Genomic DNA, 18,487 nt, shown 5'->3' on the forward strand with positions numbered 1-18,487 from the left:
CGCGCCAAGGCGGAAGCACGGCTGCTGGAGCTCGCGGTCCAGCACGACGCGAAGGCTCTGAAGATGCTCGGGAAGCGGATCCTGGACGTCGTGGCCCCGGAGGTGGGGGAGTCCCACGAGGCCGCCGTGCTCGAGGCGGAGGAGGAGCGCGCGCTGGCTGGTGTGGAGATGACGCTCAGCGATGACGGGGAAGGCCGCTGCCGTGGGACGTTCGTGGTGCCCTCGCACGTGGGGAGGATGTTCAGGCGTCATCTGCTGGCGTTGGCGAACCCGGCCCGCCACACCGACGCCGACCTTCGCGACGAGAGCGGTGGGTGGAAGCCGTTGCGGCGGCGTCTGGGTGAGGCGTTCGTGGAGTACGTCGAGCGCTATCCGCTCGAGGCGACCCCGCAGACCGCGGGGGTGAACGCGACGGTGGTGGTGACGATGACGCTCGAGCAGCTGCTGGGGGACTCGGCGACCGCGCTGCTCGACGACGGCACCCGGATGTCGGCCGGGCAGGCGCGACGGTTGGCGTGCGAGGCCGGGATCATCCCCGCCGTCCTCGGGAGCAAGGCCCAGCCCCTCGACCTCGGGCGCACCGCGCGCCTGCACTCCAAGGCTCAGCGGGTCGCGCTCGGACTCCGGGACGGTGGGTGCACTGCCCGCGGCTGCGAGACGTCAGCGTCAGGGTGTCATGCCCACCACGACGACCCCTGGTCCAGAGGCGGGCCCACGGACCTGGCCAACGGTCGGTTGCTGTGCCCGCGACACCACCGGCTGGCGCACAGCAGTCGGCACGTGATGACCATCCACGCCGACAACACCGTCACCTACGTGATGCGGACGTAGGCCGGGGGCACATACGGGCGAATCGCCGCCTGTCGGGGTATCTGGCTGCCCGTGAGCGACGCCACCGCCTTCACCGCATGGTGCAGCGTTGCCGCGCCTGATCTCCTGCAGCCGTCTGTCGCCTTCCATCGGGAGTTCACGGACTGCGTGCGCGACGACGTCGAGTCGGTCCAGTGGTTCGCGGACCACGTGCATGCGATCACCCGGCCCGTCACCCGGTCGGCACCCTCATGGATCTGTGGATGCGGTGACAGCCGCGCAACTCGGTTGCCGAGGATCGTCGTGGCTGTGGATGCTTGAGCAGTGGCGAACGAGCTGGTCCTGTATCTCACCGTCGGCCTGCCGGGCGCGGGGAAGACGACGTTGGCGCGCCAGATCGCCGAGACCCAGGGGATTCTCCGACTCACACCTGACGAGTGGATGGCGCCGCTGTTCGGCGACAGTGACGCGGACGGTCGGCGAGACATTCTCGAGGGACGCATGATCTGGGTCGCTCATGAGGTGCTGAGGAGTGGGGCATCCGTCATCCTCGACTTCGGGTGCTGGTCACCGGAGGAGCGCTACGCGATCCGCGTCATCGCCGAGTCCGCCGAGGCACGCTTCGACCTCCGGCACGTCCGCATCGACGAGACCGAGCGTCGCGCACGGGCACGGTCTCGGTGGGAATCTGCGCCCGAGACCACGTTCGCCATGAGCGACGCCGACCACGACCGCTTCCTCGCCCTGTGCCAGCCCCCGTCGCCAGAGGAGCTGTCCTACGGCGCCGTGCCAGATCCCCCGCCCGGCTTCGACAGCTGGTTTCACTGGGCGAGCATGCGCTGGCCAACTCTGCCGCGCTTCGACGAGGTCAACGCTCGTCCTGCCGGGCCGAGATCCGCGCCCTGACGCGGCCGTACCCTCCCGGCTTCCGGACGACCTTCATCGACACCGGTCACGTCGCAACGGTGCGGCCCAGCGTCCCCGGTCAGTAGCGGACGGTCACCTTCTTCTTGACCGTGGTGCCGTTTCCTCGGAGCGACAGCGTGAGCTTGACCGTGCCGTTGCGGGCGAATCGCTGCTTGCCGGCCTTGGTGAGCTTCAACTTCACGGTGGCGGTCTTGCCTGCGGCGACCGCGTACTTCGTCTTCGCGAGAACGGTCCTGCTCTTGCCCAGGGTGGCCTTCCCTGTGCACTCGCCCAGTCCGGCGCAGGCGACCTTCACCTTGATCTTCCCGGCCTTGACCGACGCCTTCGTGCCTCGCACCGACACGGCGGCGTTGTCTCCACCCTGCTGGCTGCGGGTGCCGCCCCACGACGGGTAGACACCCGGGCCGACGACTCGCTCGGCCCCGGTGGCCACGTCGACGATGACGATCTGGTCGTCGCGCTCGAAGGCGACGCGGTCGCCCTCCTGCGACAGCGTGGGCGTGACGTCGTTGGGGTTGGACGTGAGGTCCTTGACGACGGCGCCCGTGGCGGCGCTGAACAGCGCGATCGGACCGTCCACGCCGCCGAACTCGGAGCCGCCGACGTCGACGGAGGCCACGTAGGTCTGGCCGTCGGCCGAGCCGTCGGGGAAGGCGAGCTGGCCGCGCGTCTCGGAGACGAGCACGGCTACGCAGCTCGAGGAGCCGCTGCGGTCGAGCTTGCAGATCCGGCTCGGCCGGCCGTTGTCGGTGGGGAAGACGCCGATGGGCGTCGGACCGGCCCAGCCGTGCGTCACCGTGCAGGAGCACGCCGCGATCCCGTAGACGTCCTGCGTCGCCACGTCGAGCCGGTAGGTGTAGTAGAAGCCGTTGACCGGCACGGCGAACTGCCACAGGAACGACGCACCGTCCGGGGAGATCACCGGCTGGAACCCGATCGCCCCGGTGTAGACCGTGGTCGGTGCGCCACCGGCGGTGGGCGCGGTGACGAGGTTCCCGTCCGGCTGCACCCAGGCCACGGTCCGCCCGTCGGCGGTGACGCCGGCGAACCGGCCGTCCGGGACCACGACGACGGGTCGTGCGCCGGGCACGTCGGGGTCGACGAGGCAGACGCCCTCCCCGCACTGGTAGCCCAGGACGGATCCGGACGCTGTGGCCATCCGGGGAGTCCGGGTGTCCGCGACGGCTGACCCGGTGGCGGGTACGTCGGCCGTGGCACCGGAGGTGGGGACGAGAAGCGCAGCGACGACGGCTACGGAGAAGGCAGCCACGAGGGCGCGCACGCGAGACATGCCCCTGACACTAACCCGGCGAAGGCGCAGCAGTCCGAGGCTGGAACTGCCCGACGGCTCGAGCCCTGTGCCGATCGGTCCGTCGGGTCGCTGGAGGCTCAGGCGTCCGGGTGCAGCCGGGTGTCCGGCGGGGTGGTGCGCCAGGACGTGAAGTGGACGGTGAGCCCGGCTCTGGTCGGCGCGCAGCAGAACGGCCCTGCAGAGACCGCCGCCGCCGTTTCCAGGGGCGCGACGCGAACGAGTCTCCACGGCTCGTCGTCGACACGTGCGCGCACCGTGAGCGCGTTGCCCGACCAGCTTCCGCGGACGGTGACCAGCCGTCCCGCCCAGCTCGGTACGGGAGACAGTGACCAGTCCGACTGCCCGCGGGTCACGACAGCGCCGAGGCTCTCCTCCCCGTCGCTCAGCTCGACGCCGGCCTTGATCCACGACTCGGCATCGACCTTGACGAAGATGCCGGCCTGGTCGAACTGGTCGGTGAAGTCGAGGTGGAACTGCACCTCGAGCGCGGACTCGGGCTCCAGCGTCGTCAGCAGCGCGTGCTCGGAGGAGTGGATGAAGCCGTACGACGTGAGGCGCCAGGCGTCACTGCCCTCGCGGGCAGTCACGTGGAGGCCGTCGGCATCGCGCCTGACCTCGACGGGTTCGTTCGTCCAGGATCCGTCGGTCCACGGAACGGTCTGGGACATGGTTGCCTTTCCGGAAGTAGGAGGGACTTCGCGTCGCGTGGGAAGAATGATCAGAGTAGGACAGAACCTGACCGCGTCACTCGCCAGACTTGCACCCATGACGATCACCACCACCCCTCACCTCAACTTCAACGGCAACGCCCGCGAGGCACTCGACTTCTACGCCACGGCCTTCGGCGCCGAGGTCACCGCCATGACCTACGGCGCGATGGGCGCCACCGACGACCCCGCGTGGGCCGACCGCATCGTGTGGGGCCAGGTGCAGACCGCGTCCGGCATCCGCGTGATGGCCTTCGACGTGTGGCCGCACCAGCCCTACGACCAGGGCACGAACGCCTCGTACGTCTACCTGAGCGGAACCGACGCCGACGAGATCACGGCCGCCTGGAACGGCCTGCTCGACGGCGCCGAGATCCGGCAGCCGTTCGGCCCCGCCGCGTGGTCGCAGCTCGCCGGCCAGCTGCGCGACAGGTTCGGCGTCATCTGGGCCCTCGACGTCGCCACGGCCACCGACCACTGACCACCGACCACTGACCACCGACCACTGACCGCTGGACACCGCCCGCAGGGGCCCGGCGACGCTGTCCCGTGTCGACGACCGAGGTCCGCTAGGGCTCGCCGACCGGCCTGACCACCGAACGATCGGCCGGACACGTCCACACCGCGCCCGCCCCGACGACCGCTGCCTGCAGAGGGTGGTTGTCGGGGTGGCTCGGGCACGGCGGCCAGTTGGTACGTCCGGACCCCCAGAGCTGGTCCTCGATGACCCACTCCTGGACCTGGTCGGCCGCATCCGCCACCCGCTCCGCCAGAGCGGCACCTCGTGCGACTGCCAGTCCTGAACCGCTCCCGTCGGCGCCCCACATCATGCACGACGCGCGGTCGTCGGCACCGGCCCAGTCGTCGTCGGCGAACCTCGGTGCGACGAGGCCCGCGTGGGCCAGGTCGCGCAGCACCGGGCCGATCGACTCTCCCAGCACCGGATCCACCCTCGCAGCGTCTCAGGTTCGCACCGCGACCAGCATCCGATTTCCCGGGACGGCCGCGGTGGTGCGCCGCCACCGGTGTTCGCAGCCCCGGCCGCGATGCGCGTCAGGCACACTGCACGCGTGTCCGACCCGTTGCGCCACCTGCTGGCCGCGCCCCCTGACCTCCCGGTCACCGCGGGTCTGCCTGCACTCGTGGAGGCGCTCGGCACGCGGGGGCTCGCGGTGGTCCATGCGCCGCCGGGCACCGGCAAGACGACCCTCGTGCCGCCCGCGGTCGCCGGGGTCGTCACCGGCCGGGTCGTGGTCACGCAGCCCAGTCGCATCGCGGCTCGCGCTGCTGCCCGTCGGCTCGCGGACCTGATCGGCGAACCGGTCGGCGAGACGGTCGGCTACTCCGTGCGCGGCGACCGCCGCAGCAGTCGACGTACGCGCGTCGAGATCGTCACGACCGGCCTGCTGCTCCGACGCCTCCAGCGCGATCCCGAGCTGGTCGGCGTCGGCGCCGTCGTGCTCGACGAGGTGCACGAGCGCCACCTCGATGCCGACCTGACCCTGGCGCTGCTCGTCGACGTCCGGGCCAACCTGCGTGAGGACCTGCGACTGGTGGCGATGTCGGCCACCGTCGAGGCCGAGCGGACGGCCGCCCTGCTCGGTCGAGGCGTCGATCCGGAGGGTCCCGATGCGGCCGGGAGCGCCCCGGTGGTCCGGGTCCCGGGGGCGCTGCACCCGGTCCGGGAGGTCTGGTGCCCGCCGCCCGCCGGGGTGCGCCGCACCGACGACCGGGGGATCACCCCGGCGTTCCACGACCACGTCGCAGCGACCGTGCGCCGTGCGCTGGTCGGGCACGAGGGGGACGTGCTGGTGTTCGTGCCCGGCGTCGCAGAGGTCGAGGGGACCGTACGCCGGCTGGCCGGCGTGGACGCGGACGTGCACGCCCTGCACGGCCGCCTGTCCGGAGCCGAGCAGGACCGCGCGCTCAGCGAGGGCCCGCGTCGCCGGGTGATCGTCTCAACGGCGGTCGCCGAGTCGTCGCTGACGGTGCCGGGGGTACGCGTCGTGGTCGACGCAGGCTTCTCCCGCGAGCCGCGCACGGACCACCGTCGTGGACTGGCCTCCCTGGTCACCGTCGCCGTGAGCCGGGCGGCGGCCGAGCAGCGGGCGGGGCGGGCCGGGCGGCTGGGGCCGGGCGCCGTGCTGCGCTGCTGGTCCGAGGCGGACCACGCGCACCTGGTCGCGCACCCGGAGCCCGAGATCGCCACCGCCGACCTGACGGCCTTTGCCCTGGAGGTGGCGTGCTGGGGCAGCCGCGACGTCCGCGACCTGGCGCTGCTCGACCAGCCGCCGGCGCACGCGATGGCGGCGGCCCGGGAGGTGCTGGTGGACCTGGGGGCGATGACCGAGGACGGGGGCGCCACCCCGCGTGGCCGGGTGATGGCCGGCGTGCCGGTCGAGCCCCGGCTGGCGCGGGCCCTCATCGACGGGGCTGGCCTCGTCGGGGCCAGGCGGGCCGCTGAGGTGGTCGCGATGCTGAGCGAGGACGTACGCGCTCCCGGCGGGGACCTGGTGGCTGCACTCCGGTCGCTTCGCGCCGACCGGCGAGCCGGGACGTGGCGCCGCCAGGTGACCCGGCTGGAGGAGGTCGTCGCGCACCAGTCCGCGGCCGAGCCGAGCGGCACACGGGCACTCACCGACGACGTGGCCGTGGGCCTGGTGGTGGCGCTGTCCCACCCGGACCGGATCGCGCGCAAGCGCCCCGGCGCGACGGGCTACCTGATGGCGTCCGGGACGGGTGCGGCGCTCGACCTGCGCTCTCCGGGCCCGTTGGTCGGTCTGGAGTGGCTCGCCGTCGGCGACGCGGAGCGACGGCCCGGGCAACGCGAGGCCCGGATCCGCGCAGCGGCCCCCCTGACCGAGGACCTGGCGCTGGAGGCCGCCGGATCACTCTGGGCCGAGGTCGACGAGGTCACCTGGACCGGTGGGCGGGTGCTGGCCCGCCGTCGCACGTTGCTCGGCGCGATCGAGCTGAGCTCGGTGCCGCTCGGCGATCCACCCGCCGAGGCCGTCAGCCACGCGATCCGCGAGGCCGTCGCAAGCGAGGGGATCGCCCTCCTCAGCTGGACGGAGGCGGCCGTGGCACTGCGCGCCCGCCTCGACTTCCTGCACCGCGCCATCGGCGACCCGTGGCCCGACGTGGGCGACACCGCACTGACGCGGGACCTCGACACCTGGCTCGGGCCGCAGCTGGCACGCGTCCGCTCGGCCCAGGACCTTCGCCGGATCGACGTGACGGCCGCCCTGCGAGCGAGGGTGCCGTGGCCCGAGGCCGGCAGGCTCGACGACCTGGCCCCCGAACGCGTGGAGGTGCCCAGCGGGTCGCGCATCCGGATCGACTACTCCCAGGAGCAGCCGGTGCTCGCCGTGCGCCTGCAGGAGGTCTTCGGCTGGACGTCGCCACCGCTCCTGGCCGGTGGACGGGTCCCCCTCCTGCTGCACCTGCTCTCGCCCGCGGGGCGCCCGGCCGCCGTCACCGCCGACCTGGAGTCCTTCTGGGACAACGGCTACCCGGGCGTGCGTGCTGACCTGCGCGGGCGCTATCCGAAGCACGCCTGGCCCGAGGACCCGCGCAGCGCACCGGCCACCGCGCGCACGAACCGCGGCCGGCGCGGCTGAGTGCCGGGTCGAAAGCGCGGTGCGGACGCCGGTCATGCGCTTCACTGCACCCATGCCAAAGCCCGAGGCCCCGCCGACCCGCTCGCGTCACGCACTCGCACGCACCCTCGCCCCCGTCGCCGTGCTCGCCGTCCTCGCCGTCCCGGGAAGCAGCTCCGCCTCCGCTGCGGACGTGGCGGGCGCCGACGATCGAGCAGCGGGCCGACCCGCCTCGTGCGCCGAGGCCAGCGTGGACCCGGCCGACTTCCCGCGCGTGGTGCCGTTGCCGCAGGGTGAGTACACGGTCCGCGGCTACCTGCGGTCCAGGTGCCGGCACCTGCTCGACCTCGCGATGGAGGTCGACGACCTGGGGCCCGAGCAGAGCCACCTGGTGCAGCGACTCACGGCGAAGCGCTTCCGCGACGTCACCTCCACCAGCCGCACGGTCGAGGTGGACACCGGCCCCGACACCGAGCCCGAGCTGCGCGAGGAGTTCAAGGTCCGCGCGCGCGGGCACGGCTACCGGGTCAGGATCGAGCTCAGCTTCGTCGGCGCCGCCCCTCGGTGGAGCGGCACCGCGCTCGTGAGGTACGTGGTGCGCCCCCTGGGCTGACGGGCCCGCTCGACGCGGGAGGGTTGCGCGCCGTCGACCCCGTCCACCTTCAGGGCCCGGTCTCTAGGCTCGTCGCATGTTCACGCGCCGCTCCCGACCGCAGCCCCCGGTGGTGCGCACGGATGCGGAGTGGCAGGCGCGGCTGGACGCCGAGGCGTACCGCGTGCTCCGGCGCTCGGGCACGGAGGCGCCCGGCAGCAGCCCGTACGCGCACCCCGTGGCCGGTGCCGACGGCGTCTACAGGTGCGCAGGGTGTGATGCTGCGCTGTTCCGGGCGGGCGACCAGTTCGAGTCCGGGACGGGCTGGCCCAGCTTCTCCCACGCTGCCACCCGCGACGCCGTGTCGGTCCGGACCGACTTCAAGCTGCTGGTGCCGCGGCGCGAGGCGAGCTGCGCCACGTGCGGAGGTCACCTGGGGCACGTCTTCGGCGACGGTCCCCGGCCCACCGGCCAGCGGTGGTGCATCAACGGCGCCGCGCTCACGCTCGACGAGGCCCCGTCGGAGCCGGCCGACGGACCGACCGCCTAGCGCAGCCCAGCCTCAGGCCCCAGCAGGTCGAGGTCCCGCACGCAGAACCCGTGGTGAGCCCACTCCTCCTTGAGCACCACCTGGAGGCACTGGAGCACGGTCCTGCCCCGGGCGTAGGGCGGCCAGCCCGGGCCCTCGGGGACCGGCGCGGGGGAGGCCAGCTCGGCGTCCGTCACGCCGGCCAGCCAGTCCGAGAGCTCGACCGCCTGCACCTCGCGGACGGCGACCACCTCGTCGAGCCCGGGCGCGGCCGCCGGGTCGAGGCCCTGCTCCACCTGGTCCGGCACGAAGTCGGTGGCCAACCCGAGCGCGGTGAAGAGCGATGTCGAGCCGAGGCAGCAGCGGCGGAACCACGAGTCGTGCACGAAGACGAGGTGGCGCATGGTCTCCACCGCCGACCACTCACCTCCGACGCGCTCGTGCTCCGAGCCGGCCGGCAGCGCGCGGAGGCGCGACACCGTGGCCGCCCAGGCGCCCTGCAGCTGCGACGCGGCCGCGCGCAGGTCGCTGGGGGAGGAGGACCGCACCAGCACGCGCACCGGGTGCCGGCGGTCGAGCTCCGCCTCGACGTACGACGTCACCTCCACGCCGTTGACGACGAGGTTCGTGACGAGCCCGTCGATGACGGCGTCCTGCATGACCACGCCGACGAAGCGGGCGCGACTCAGGTCGCTCTCGCGGAACTCCGCATCGGACAGGTCCTGGTCCTCGAAACGCGCCATGTCGCCAGTCTGCACCGGACGTCGGACACCGAGCGTGGCGCAGAGGTCTGTACAGGGCTGTCGCGAAGCCCTTGCACGGAGCATCATGCGGGGAGGTGCACGACGCGAGTGGAGGTGCCCCATGGTGACGTTCGCCGGAGTCGACCACGTCTCGTTCACGGTCACCGACCTCGACCGGAGCCAGTCGTTCTACACCTCCGTGCTCGACTTCGTCCCGGTGCTGGACGTGGGCTACGGCCGGATCCTCATGCACCCGGCCACCGGCTTCACGCTCTCGCTGATGAAGCACGACGGGGCACGTGGTGGCGGCTTCACCGAGCTCACCACCGGGCTCGACCACCTCGGGCTCGCGGCAGGGTCGCGCGCCGAGCTCGAGGAGTGGGAGCGTCGCTTCGACGACCTCGGGGTCGGCTACACGCCCATCCGGGACATGGAGCTCAGCTTCCACCTCAACTTCCGCGACCCGGACGACATCGCCCTCGAGCTCTCGGCACCCAACGAGCACCTGCTGGCGGCCAGGGCGGCCCTCGCCGCCGGGCACACCAGCCAGGACGACATCGACGCCTTCATCGACGAGCACGACCTCGACCTGCCCCGCGTGGACACGACCTGAGCCGACCCACCGACCGGGTCAGCTCATCCGCCGCAGCACCGAGGTCGGCACGTGCTTCACCACGAAGCCGAGGGGACCCCAGGGCCAGGTGGGGACCCGGGCGCGGGGCTTCTCCTTCTCGATCGCCTCGACCATGGCGCGCACGCCCTTCTCCGTCGAGGACAACAGCGGGGTCTTCGCCGAGGTGCCGGACATCTCGCTGACGATGTAGCCGGGGTAGAGCACGGTCACCTTGATCGGCGTCCCGTGGACGTCGGCGCGGAAGCCCTCGGCGAGGTGGGCGACCGCGGCCTTCGTGGCGGCGTACGTCGTGATGTTCCCGGGCATCCCGCGGAGCGCGGCGAACGACGAGACCATCACCAGCTGGCCCGCGCCCTGCGCGCGGAAGATCGCAGCCGCCGCCTCGGTCTGGGCGAGCGCACCGATGAAGTTGGTCTGCGCGGTCTCGAGGTTGGCGTCGAAGCGACCGGTCCCCAGCGGCTGGCCCTTGCCGAGGCCGGCGTTGACGACGACCTTCTCCAGCGAGCCGAGCTCCGCGCGGAACTCCTCGAAGACCGAGAAGACGGCGTCGTGGTCGTTGACGTCGAGCGCCTTCACCGAGACGCGCACCGCGGGATGGGCCGCCGTGATGTCGGCGGCGAGCGAGTCGAGCCGGTCCGTACGACGCGCACAGAGCGCGAGGTCGTACCCGAGCGCGGCGAACTGGCGGGCCATCTCGGCGCCCAGCCCGCTGCTGGCACCGGTGATGAGGATCGTGGGCACAGAGGGTCCTAGCGGTAGGTGATCAGGTCGGGGGAAAGGTGGTCGTGGGCGTTGAAGGCGACGAGGGTCGTCCCGCGCCGGCCGCGCACGAGGGTCGTGACGCCGGAGTTGACCGACACCGGGTTGAGCCGCAGCCACAGCTCGGAGCGGACGCCCGGGTCGTCGGCGAGCAGGGTCGCGGCGGTCCACGCGATCGCGCCGCCGCTGGTGAGCACGACGGCCGTGCCCGAGCGGGGCAACGCCTCCACGAGCCGGGCCAGCGAGGCATCGACACGTGCGCCGAACGCCGCGAACGACTCGTCGTACGACGCCTCGTCCGCGCCGGACGTCCAACGCCGGGTCGCCTCCTCGAACCACCGCTGGAAGGCCGCCTTCTCGTCCTCGCCCTCGACGGTGCTGGGCGCGGAGTGCACGCCGAGCACCTGCAGGTGGTCGAACTCGTTCCAGCCCGCGTCGACGCCGACGTCGGCCCTCCAGCCCGCGCCCTCGAGCACGCCGCGAGCGGTCTGGTCGTGCCGCTTCATCTGGCCGGCCACCACGAGGTCGGCGGCGACGCCCCGTGCCGCCAGGGCGGCACCGAGGATGCGCGACTGCGAGTGGCCGAGCTCGGAGAGGTTGTCGTAGTCGTCGGCACCGAACGACGCCTGGCCGTGCCGGACGAGGAGGATGCGGCTCACGACCCGGTCGGTCCTGCCGCGATGGTGGCGTCGAGGCGCCGGCCGATGATCTGCACGGCGGGGCCGAACAGGGCGTACATCTCGTTGGACGTCTGGCCGTGGAAGTACCGGTAGTAGATCTGCTGCGCGATCACCGCCATCCGGAACAGCCCGAAGACCTCGTAGAAGCGCCACTGCGCCGGCGTGACCGACCGCCCCGTGCGTTCGGCGTACGCCGCCACGAACTCGTCGCGCGTCAGCATGCCCGGCAGGTGCGTGGGCACCCGCCGCATCATCTGGAACTCCTCGGTGTCGTCGGCCTGCACCCAGTAGGCCATCGAGCCGGCGAGGTCCATGAGCGGGTCGCCGAGGGTCGCCATCTCCCAGTCGAGCACCCCGACGACGCGCGTCACGTCGTCGTCGTCCAGCACGAGGTTGTCGAGCTTGAAGTCGTTGTGGATCACGCAGGTCGCGACGTCGTCGGGCTGGTGCTCGTCGAGCCACGCCATCACCGACTCGAGGTCGGGCACGTCGTCGGTGCGGGCGTTGCGGTAGCGCGTCGACCAACCCTCCACCTGGCGGCGGACGTAGCCGGCTCCCTTGCCGAGATGGTCGAGACCGGCCGCCGCAGGGTCGATGCCGTGGAGCTCGGCCAGCACGTCGACGGCGTGCAGGCACAGCGCCCGCGCCTGCTCGGGCGACAGCGGCACGTCGGAGGGCCACTCGCTGCGCGGGATCACGCCGGCGATCCGGTCCATCGCGTAGAAGTCGCCGCCCACCACCTCGGGGTCGTCGCAGAAGGCGACCATGGGTGCGACGTAGTCGAAGACCGGCGCCACGGCCGACTGGATGACGTACTCCCGGTGCATGTCGTGCGCCCCCCTGGCCTTCGTGCCCGCAGGCGCGCGCCGCACGATCAGGTCGCGGCCCGACGGGAAGCGCAGGAGGTAGGTCAGGTTCGACGCACCGCCGGTGAACTGGCGGACCTCCGGGTCGCCGTCGAGGCCGTCGGGGGTGGCCGCGTGCGCGCGGAGCCAGGCAGCCACGGCAGCGACGTCGAAGGCGTCCTCCTCGCGCACCTCCCGGGCGCCCGGCACGGCGGTCACGACCCCGCCCCGGCAGCGCCCCGGAGCTTCGCCGCCTGGTCGCGCATCACCGCGTCGTAGGCCGGGCGGTCGGCCCACTTGAGGGAGTACGCCTGGCGCGCGGGCTCGTCGGGCACGATCAGGTCGTCGCCGGCGTCCATCCCGGCCAGCACCGCCGCGGCGATGTCGTCCGCCGTGATCGAGGAGCGCTCGACCAGCCCGCCGACGACCTGGCCGACCAGCGCGTCGCTGCCCTGCATCGAGTCCATCAGGTTCGTGCGGAAGTAGGACGGGCACACCACGCTCGCCCGGATGCCGTACGACGACAGCTCGTGGCCGCAGGTCTCGGTGAACGCCACCACCGCGGCCTTCACGGCGTTGTAGGAGCCCATCCCCGCCGGGTGGGCGAGGCCGGCGAGCGAGGCGACGTTGACCAGGTGGCCGGAGCCCTGCTCCTTGAGCATCGGCACGAACGCCCGGGTGCCGCGGACGGCGCCGAAGAGGTTGATGTCGGTGATCCACTGCCACTCGTCGAGGGTGCAGACGTCGACCCGGCCGCCACCGGCGACGCCGGCGTTGTTGACCAGCACGTCGAGCCCGCCCCACCGGTCGCGCACCGCGTCGACCGCGGAGGCCCAGTCGTCGTCGGAGGTGATGTCGAGGACGAGGTCGACGCCCTCGGCATCGACGCGGTCGGTCGCGAGCACCTCGTCGCCCCGTGCCCGGGAGGCGGCGACGAGCGCGGCGCCGAGGCCGGAGCCCGCGCCGGTGACCAGGACCCGGGCGCTGTGCGGGGTGGTGCTCACGAGGCGTGCTTCCCGAGCTCGATCTTCGCGATCACGTTGCGGTGGACCTCGTCGGGGCCGTCGGCGAGGCGCAGCGACCGGGCGCCCACCCAGGCCGCGGCCAGCGGGAAGTCCTCGCTCAGGCCGCCGCCGCCGTGCAGCTGGATGGCCATGTCGATGACGTCGAGCGCCATGTTGGGCACCTCGACCTTGATCTCGCTCACCGCCGAGTAGGCCTCACGGCTCATGCCCTGGTCGAGCAGCCACGCGGCGTGCATGACGAGCAGCCGCGAGCGGTTGATCGCGATACGGGCGTCGGCGATGCGCTCGCGGTTGCCGCCGAGGTTGGCGATCGGCTTGCCGAAGGCGGTCCGGCTCGTCGCCCGGGCGCAGGCGAGCTCGAGCGCGCGCTCGGCGAGGCCGATGGCGCGCATGCAGTGGTGGACCCGGCCCGGTCCGAGCCGGCCCTGGGCGATCTCGAAGGCACGGCCCGGGCCGAGCAGCACGTTGGCGGCCGGCACCCGGACGTCGGTGAACGACACCTCGCCGTGACCGAGCGGCTCGTCGTAGTAGCCCATCGTGGTGAGCATCCGCTCCACCTTGACGCCCTCGGCGTCGCGGGGGACCAGCACCATCGTGTGGCGCGAGTGCCGGTCGGCCTCGGGGTCGGACAGGCCCATGAAGACGAACACCTTGCAGTCCGGGTTGCCCACGCCCGTCGACCACCACTTGCGGCCGTTGATGACGATCTCGTCGCCGTCGACCTCGGCGGTAGCGGCCATGTTGGTGGCGTCGGAGGAGGCCACGGCGGGCTCGGTCATGCAGAACGCGCTGCGGATCTCCGCGCGCAGGAGCGGCTCGAGCCACTGCTCGCGCTGCGCGTCGGTGCCGTACTTCAGCAGCACCTCCATGTTGCCGGTGTCGGGCGCGTTCGAGTTGAAGACCAGGGGAGCGAGGAACGAGCGGCCCATCGCCTCGGCGACCGGTGCGTAGTCGGCGTTGGAGAGTCCCTCGCCGCCGTCGGTGCCGAAGTCGGCGGCGTAGCGGCCGGCGTGCGCGGCGGGGAGGAAGAGGTTCCACAGCCCCTGGGCGCGGGCCTTGGCCTGCAGCTCGGCGATCACCGGGTCGGGCGCCCAGTTGTCGCCGCCCGACTCGCGCAGCCGGGTGATCCGGTGGTGCGCCTCGGCCTCGATCGGCTCGACCTCGTCGGCGACGAACGCGCGGACCCGGTCGCGGAGGTCGGCGGCACGGGGGGAGAGGGAGAAGTCCATGCATTGACCTTGGCACACTGTTGAGCAATGCTCAATAGCGTGACGGACGCCGTGGCAGGACCCGAGGCAGCGCCCGGGGGAGCATCCGGGGGAGCACACGAGGCCACCCCGGTACGCCGACGTCTGAGCGCGCAGGACCGTCGCCGCCAGCTGGTCGCCATCGGCCTGGCCAAGATCGTGGAGAAGCCGATCCAGGACCTGTCGATGGACGACATCGCGGCCGAGGCGGGGATCTCGCGCGGCCTGCTCTTCCACTACTTCCCGACCAAGACCGACTACTACCTGGCCTGCATCGCGGCCGCCGGGCGCCGGATCCTGCGCAACACCGCGCCCGACCCGGACCTCCCCGGCGAGGACCAGGTCGAGATGGTGACCCGGCTGATGATCGAGCAGATCGAGCGGCGGCGCGACTTCTACCTCGCGCTCGTGCACGGCCACGGGGTGGCCGACCCGCGGGTCAGCGAGGTCATGGACTCGGTCCGCGACGGGAGCACCGACCGGGTGGTGGTCGCGCTCGAGGTCGCGCCGGGCGAGCGCGATGTCGTACGCGCCTGGTGGGCCTACACGGAGGACCGGGCGCTCACCTGGTCGGCAGTGCCGACCGGCGAACGCCCGGTCCCGGTGTCAGTGCTGGTCGAGGAGTGCGTCGCGGCGCTCCACGCCCTGCTCGCCCTCAGGCGGTCCTGATCAGATGAGGCTCACTTCGTGACGCGGCCCGTCACGGAGAAGCGCGCCTTGTCGTCCAGCGGCTTGCCGGCGCAGGCGTAGCCCGTGCCGCGGTTGCACTGGTAGCGGGTCGAGCCGTTGACCAGGGTCACCGAGACGACGGCGACCTTCTTGCTGTCGAAGCCCACCCGGATGCGGCCGTCACCGTTGTTGTTCAGCTTGACCAGCTTGACCTGGCGCTTGCCGTTCTTGAGGTGCACGACCACGACGGCGGCCGGCGACGTGCGCTTGACCGGACCGTTGACCGTCACGGCGAGCTTCCACTTCTTGCCCTTGCTGTTCTTCGGGGCGAAGCCGTAGGACGACGAGGCGAGGTGGTAGATCTTGGCGTTGAAGCGCTTCGACTTGCCCTTCTTCAGCACCTTGCCGTTGGCGAAGCGCGGGAAGGGGTACTCGGCACCCTCGGGGAAGTTGGCGGCGGGCGTCAGGTTGCCGGCGGAGAACTTGGCGAACGTCTTGGTGAGCCCGCCCTTCTTCTTGAGGATCTTCTGCAGCGCGGCGATGCTGTTCTTGCCGCCGTCCTTCTTGAGCGAGCCGGCCTGGTCCCAGGCCTTCTTCACGATCTTGGTGCCGTACTTCGACGAGAGGTACTCCCACCACACCCAGCTGCCGTACTGGAAGGTGTACTGGCTGCTGAACAGGTCGAGCGGCACGTAGGGCGCGTAGATCGGGCTGGTCTCGAAGTACTGGCGGTTGTCGTTGACGTGCGTCGCGACCCGCTCCTCCATCCACGTCGCCGTGGACTCCATCATCCAGCGGTCCTCGGCGTAGTCGTAGCCGAACTGGACGGCGTGGAAGAACTCGTGGCCCGCGGTGACGAGCAGGTTGTCGCTCGGCGTCGCGTTGGGGAACTGCGCCTGGGCGAAGTCGTTGTCGAGGACGCAGTAGCCCGAGGCGGTGCGGTTCTTGACGCGGGTCTCGGGTGCGCAGTAGCCGTAGATCCCCTGGCCGCCGAGGTCCTTGAGGTAGACGTCGAGCTGCGGGCCGCCGCCCTTGGCGCCGTCGGAGAGCGGCGCGCGGTAGCCGAGCTGGTCGACCTCCTGCGTCCAGATCGAGTCGACGACACCGAGGTTCTGGTTGACCCAGTCGAGCGACGGCGGCGCGTCGGCCGTGCTCCCGACGTAGTGGAGGCAGATGCGGGTGTTGCACACCGGGGCGGCCTCGGGCGCGGTGTAGCCGAAGCCGTCGGGGTCGCCGGCGCCGTCGGTCGGGCGGGCGAGCAGCTCCTCGGCCTGGGCCAGCGCGCGGCCGCTCAGCTCGGACTTCTTCGCCCACAGGTCGCGCAGCGCGAGGGTGGCGGAGGGGTCGTTCGCGCGGGCCTTGCCCGAGAAGACCCGGCGCGCAGTGGTGAGGGCGTCGGCGCTGGTGAGGTCGGCGACCTCGGGCAGCGCGGCCTGGGGTGCGACGTCGGACGCGTCACCGGACGGCGTCAGGTCGGCGGTGCGTGGGTCGATCTTCGCCTGGCCCTCGGCAGCGACGGCGGGCGCGGACAGCGCCGCGCCTCCCATCAGTGCGATGGCCACGGCGGTGGTGAGGATTCTGCGCATGGTTGGCCTCTGGTTCCCCTCTTGGTTGTCAGCTCGGAGTGACACTAACCCAGCGCCACCGCTCCGAAACCTGTCACAGGTCGGCGATGTGCTCGATGATCGCAGTCGTGGAGATGGCGGGGGTGCGTTCGAGGTAGACCACCTCGCACACGTCGCCGAACTCGTCGAACCTGCCCGCCCAGTCGTCGCCCATGACGAGGACGTCGGCTGCGTGCTCGACGATGTAGTCGCGCTTCTGCTCCAGGCTCTCCTCGACGAAGACCTCGTCGACCACCTTGAGCGCACCGACGATGGCGAGGCGCTCGCGCTGGCTGAAGATCGGGGCCCGGCCCTTCTTCCGCTCGTTGAGGGCGTCGGCCGACACCCCGACCACGAGCCGGTCGCCCAGCGCCGCGGCACGCTCGAGGACGCGCAGGTGACCGACGTGGAACACGTCGAACGTCCCGAAGGTGATGACGGTGCGAGGCATGCGCGGCATTCTGGCACGCGGGTCGTGGGGTGACGTGGGGGAGGATGACGCCATGCCCACCACCGCCGCCACGTCCCCGCCCTCCGGGAAGCCGACGGTCTCGCTGATCACCCCCGACCCCGGCGCCGACGAGGCCCGTCGCCGTGGCCTGCGCCAGATGCGCACGGTCGCCGTCGGCCTGTTGCTGCTCGCCGCCTGCGTGTACGTCGCCACGCTCGGGCGCGACGGCGCCTGGGGCTTCGTCAACGCGGGCGCCGAGGCGTCCATGGTCGGGGCCATCGCCGACTGGTTCGCCGTCACCGCTCTCTTCAAGCACCCGCTCGGCCTGCCGATCCCGCACACCGCGCTGATCCCGAAGCGCAAGGACGAGCTCGGCAAGGGCCTGGAGGAGTTCGTCGGGGAGAACTTCCTGCAGGAGGACATCATCCGCGAGCGCGTCACCGCCGCGGCCATCTCGGCCCGGGTCGGGGACTGGCTGGGCGACCCGGCCAACGCCCGCCGGGTCGTCGACGAGGCCTCCGACGTCGCGGCGATCGCGCTCGGCAAGGTGCGCGACGACCACGTCGCCGACCTGGTGACGCAGGCCCTCGTCCCGCGCTTCCGCGAGGAGCCGATCGCGCCGCTCCTGGGCACGACCCTCATGGAGGTGCTGCGCGACGACCTCCACCACGGCGTGGTCGACCTCGCGCTCGACGAGATGCACCGCTGGCTGGTGGACAACCCCGAGACCTTCTCCCAGGTGCTCGAGGAGCGCGCGCCGTGGTGGACGCCGACGCGGCTCAACGACGCGGTGACCTCCCGCATGCACGTCCAGGCCCTCGCGTGGGTCGAGGACATCCGCGACGACCCGCACCACCGGGCCCGCGAGGCGCTCGACTCGATGCTGGGCCAGCTCGCCACCGACCTGCTGCACGACCGCGAGACGCAGGAGCGCGCCGAGGCCTTCAAGGAGCGGCTGCTCGACCACCCCCAGGTCGTCACGACCGCCATCTCGCTGTGGAAGGCGATGCGTGCCGCGCTGCTCGCCTCCGTCAAGGACCGCGAGGGTGCCGTCCGCCAGCGCCTGCTGCTCGAGCTCAACCAGTTCTCCCAGCGGCTCCGCGACGACGCCGACCTTCGCGCCCGGCTCGACCAGATGGCGGCGGACCTGGCCGTGTTCATGGTGGAGCGGTACGGCGCCGAGGTCACCACGGTGATCACCTCCACCATCGAGCGGTGGGACGGCAAGGAGGCCGCGCGACGCATCGAGCTGCACGTGGGCAAGGACCTGCAGTACATCCGGATCAACGGCACCATCGTCGGTGGCCTCGTGGGCGTGCTGATCCACGCGTTCTCGGTGCTGGTTCACTGAGCC

At 72.0% G+C, this 18,487-nt stretch carries 20 protein-coding genes; 9 read left to right on the forward strand and 11 right to left on the reverse strand.

Annotation, left to right across the window (positions count from 1 at the left end):
• A partial coding sequence (locus EUA93_RS18585; protein ID WP_165355227.1) for an HNH endonuclease signature motif containing protein occupies positions 1–831 on the forward strand: 831 nt, incomplete at its 5' end.
• A 303-nt stretch (positions 832–1,134) separates the two neighbouring features.
• Positions 1,135–1,716: a P-loop nucleotide/nucleoside kinase family protein gene (locus tag EUA93_RS18590; protein ID WP_207208859.1), complete on the forward strand. Its 582-nt coding sequence runs from the start codon at positions 1,135–1,137 to the stop codon at positions 1,714–1,716.
• A 79-nt stretch (positions 1,717–1,795) separates the two neighbouring features.
• On the opposite strand, the gene EUA93_RS18595 is transcribed toward EUA93_RS18590, so the two are convergent.
• The gene (locus EUA93_RS18595; RefSeq protein WP_129401847.1) at positions 1,796–3,028 is read right to left on the reverse strand and encodes a TolB-like translocation protein; all 1,233 of its coding nucleotides are present in this window, start codon (positions 3,026–3,028) and stop codon (positions 1,796–1,798) included.
• A gap of 98 nt (positions 3,029–3,126) precedes the next feature.
• The gene (locus tag EUA93_RS18600; protein ID WP_129401848.1) at positions 3,127–3,717 is read right to left on the reverse strand and encodes a DUF1349 domain-containing protein; all 591 of its coding nucleotides are present in this window, start codon (positions 3,715–3,717) and stop codon (positions 3,127–3,129) included.
• 97 nt (positions 3,718–3,814) lie between these two features.
• Here EUA93_RS18600 and EUA93_RS18605 point away from each other — a divergent pair, with 97 nt between their 5' ends.
• On the forward strand, positions 3,815–4,237 hold the full coding sequence (locus EUA93_RS18605) for a VOC family protein (protein WP_129401849.1): 423 nt from the start codon (positions 3,815–3,817) through the stop codon (positions 4,235–4,237).
• A gap of 88 nt (positions 4,238–4,325) precedes the next feature.
• Here EUA93_RS18605 and EUA93_RS18610 read toward each other — a convergent pair whose 3' ends face one another.
• A complete protein-coding gene (locus tag EUA93_RS18610; RefSeq protein WP_129401850.1) occupies positions 4,326–4,697 on the reverse strand; it encodes a hypothetical protein in 372 nt (123 codons plus the stop codon).
• Between the two features lie 105 nt (positions 4,698–4,802).
• Between EUA93_RS18610 and hrpB the strand changes: the two genes are divergently transcribed.
• From hrpB to msrB, 3 genes are all read left to right on the forward strand, one after another.
• Positions 4,803–7,376 carry an ATP-dependent helicase HrpB gene (gene hrpB / locus EUA93_RS18615; protein ID WP_129401851.1) on the forward strand — a complete coding sequence of 858 codons (2,574 nt, stop codon included), beginning with the start codon at positions 4,803–4,805 and terminating at the stop codon, positions 7,374–7,376.
• Between the two features lie 52 nt (positions 7,377–7,428).
• Positions 7,429–7,968 carry a hypothetical protein gene (locus EUA93_RS18620; protein WP_129401852.1) on the forward strand — a complete coding sequence of 180 codons (540 nt, stop codon included), beginning with the start codon at positions 7,429–7,431 and terminating at the stop codon, positions 7,966–7,968.
• Positions 7,969–8,044: 76 nt separating this feature from the next.
• Positions 8,045–8,497, forward strand: coding sequence for a peptide-methionine (R)-S-oxide reductase MsrB (msrB, locus tag EUA93_RS18625; protein WP_129401853.1), 453 nt, complete (start codon positions 8,045–8,047; stop codon positions 8,495–8,497).
• On the opposite strand, the gene EUA93_RS18630 is transcribed toward msrB, so the two are convergent.
• Complete coding sequence (locus EUA93_RS18630; protein WP_129401854.1) at positions 8,494–9,219, reverse strand: DinB family protein; 726 nt, start codon at positions 9,217–9,219, stop codon at positions 8,494–8,496. The genes msrB and EUA93_RS18630 overlap by 4 nt on opposite strands.
• A gap of 121 nt (positions 9,220–9,340) precedes the next feature.
• Between EUA93_RS18630 and EUA93_RS18635 the strand changes: the two genes are divergently transcribed.
• Positions 9,341–9,832 (forward strand): VOC family protein, encoded by a 492-nt coding sequence (locus tag EUA93_RS18635; protein WP_207208860.1) that lies wholly within the window; start codon positions 9,341–9,343, stop codon positions 9,830–9,832.
• Positions 9,833–9,850: 18 nt separating this feature from the next.
• Here the strand turns inward: EUA93_RS18635 and EUA93_RS18640 are convergent, their stop codons facing one another.
• Genes EUA93_RS18640 through EUA93_RS18660 form a run of 5 tightly spaced genes read right to left on the reverse strand, consistent with a single transcriptional unit; the run spans position 9,851 to position 14,391 of the window.
• Positions 9,851–10,594 (reverse strand): SDR family oxidoreductase, encoded by a 744-nt coding sequence (locus EUA93_RS18640; protein WP_242497515.1) that lies wholly within the window; start codon positions 10,592–10,594, stop codon positions 9,851–9,853.
• Between the two features lie 8 nt (positions 10,595–10,602).
• Complete coding sequence (locus EUA93_RS18645; protein ID WP_129401856.1) at positions 10,603–11,271, reverse strand: histidine phosphatase family protein; 669 nt, start codon at positions 11,269–11,271, stop codon at positions 10,603–10,605.
• Positions 11,268–12,356, reverse strand: a complete 1,089-nt coding sequence (locus EUA93_RS18650; RefSeq protein ID WP_129401857.1) for a phosphotransferase family protein — start codon at positions 12,354–12,356, stop codon at positions 11,268–11,270. Before EUA93_RS18650 ends, EUA93_RS18645 begins: the two co-directional genes overlap by 4 nt.
• Positions 12,353–13,141 carry an SDR family NAD(P)-dependent oxidoreductase gene (locus EUA93_RS18655; protein WP_129401858.1) on the reverse strand — a complete coding sequence of 263 codons (789 nt, stop codon included), beginning with the start codon at positions 13,139–13,141 and terminating at the stop codon, positions 12,353–12,355. Before EUA93_RS18655 ends, EUA93_RS18650 begins: the two co-directional genes overlap by 4 nt.
• A complete protein-coding gene (locus EUA93_RS18660; protein ID WP_129401859.1) occupies positions 13,138–14,391 on the reverse strand; it encodes an acyl-CoA dehydrogenase family protein in 1,254 nt (417 codons plus the stop codon). The genes EUA93_RS18655 and EUA93_RS18660 overlap by 4 nt, the downstream gene beginning before the upstream one ends.
• Positions 14,392–14,442: 51 nt before the next feature.
• Here EUA93_RS18660 and EUA93_RS18665 point away from each other — a divergent pair, with 51 nt between their 5' ends.
• On the forward strand, positions 14,443–15,078 hold the full coding sequence (locus EUA93_RS18665; protein WP_207208861.1) for a TetR/AcrR family transcriptional regulator: 636 nt from the start codon (positions 14,443–14,445) through the stop codon (positions 15,076–15,078).
• An 11-nt stretch (positions 15,079–15,089) separates the two neighbouring features.
• Here the strand turns inward: EUA93_RS18665 and EUA93_RS18670 are convergent, their stop codons facing one another.
• Together EUA93_RS18670 and EUA93_RS18675 are read right to left on the reverse strand one after the other, a co-directional pair.
• Positions 15,090–16,664 (reverse strand): MXAN_6640 family putative metalloprotease, encoded by a 1,575-nt coding sequence (locus EUA93_RS18670; RefSeq protein ID WP_129401861.1) that lies wholly within the window; start codon positions 16,662–16,664, stop codon positions 15,090–15,092.
• Positions 16,665–16,737: 73 nt separating this feature from the next.
• The gene (locus EUA93_RS18675) at positions 16,738–17,133 is read right to left on the reverse strand and encodes an FAD synthase family protein (protein ID WP_129401862.1); all 396 of its coding nucleotides are present in this window, start codon (positions 17,131–17,133) and stop codon (positions 16,738–16,740) included.
• A 52-nt stretch (positions 17,134–17,185) separates the two neighbouring features.
• Between EUA93_RS18675 and EUA93_RS18680 the strand changes: the two genes are divergently transcribed.
• A complete protein-coding gene (locus tag EUA93_RS18680; protein ID WP_129401863.1) occupies positions 17,186–18,484 on the forward strand; it encodes a DUF445 domain-containing protein in 1,299 nt (432 codons plus the stop codon).
• Positions 18,485–18,487: the final 3 nt, after the last annotated feature.

Origin of the sequence: Nocardioides oleivorans (assembly GCF_004137255.1) — a bacterium.
In the GTDB taxonomy this organism is placed as follows: domain Bacteria; phylum Actinomycetota; class Actinomycetes; order Propionibacteriales; family Nocardioidaceae; genus Nocardioides; species Nocardioides oleivorans.

What these genes read in the sequence shown, in the direction of transcription:
- EUA93_RS18595 (WP_129401847.1), bottom strand. Translation starts at nt 3,028, where the DNA reads ATGTCTCGCGTGCGCGCCCTCGTGGCTGCCTTCTCCGTAGCCGTCGTC.
- EUA93_RS18620 (WP_129401852.1), top strand. Translation starts at nt 7,429, where the DNA reads ATGCCAAAGCCCGAGGCCCCGCCGACCCGCTCGCGTCACGCACTCGCA.
- EUA93_RS18680 (WP_129401863.1), top strand. Translation starts at nt 17,186, where the DNA reads ATGCCCACCACCGCCGCCACGTCCCCGCCCTCCGGGAAGCCGACGGTC.
- EUA93_RS18630 (WP_129401854.1), bottom strand. Translation starts at nt 9,219, where the DNA reads ATGGCGCGTTTCGAGGACCAGGACCTGTCCGATGCGGAGTTCCGCGAG.
- EUA93_RS18605 (WP_129401849.1), top strand. Translation starts at nt 3,815, where the DNA reads ATGACGATCACCACCACCCCTCACCTCAACTTCAACGGCAACGCCCGC.
- EUA93_RS18600 (WP_129401848.1), bottom strand. Translation starts at nt 3,717, where the DNA reads ATGTCCCAGACCGTTCCGTGGACCGACGGATCCTGGACGAACGAACCC.
- EUA93_RS18635 (WP_207208860.1), top strand. Translation starts at nt 9,341, where the DNA reads ATGGTGACGTTCGCCGGAGTCGACCACGTCTCGTTCACGGTCACCGAC.
- EUA93_RS18670 (WP_129401861.1), bottom strand. Translation starts at nt 16,664, where the DNA reads ATGCGCAGAATCCTCACCACCGCCGTGGCCATCGCACTGATGGGAGGC.
- EUA93_RS18660 (WP_129401859.1), bottom strand. Translation starts at nt 14,391, where the DNA reads ATGGACTTCTCCCTCTCCCCCCGTGCCGCCGACCTCCGCGACCGGGTC.
- hrpB (WP_129401851.1), top strand. Translation starts at nt 4,803, where the DNA reads ATGCGCGTCAGGCACACTGCACGCGTGTCCGACCCGTTGCGCCACCTG.
- EUA93_RS18675 (WP_129401862.1), bottom strand. Translation starts at nt 17,133, where the DNA reads ATGCCTCGCACCGTCATCACCTTCGGGACGTTCGACGTGTTCCACGTC.
- msrB (WP_129401853.1), top strand. Translation starts at nt 8,045, where the DNA reads ATGTTCACGCGCCGCTCCCGACCGCAGCCCCCGGTGGTGCGCACGGAT.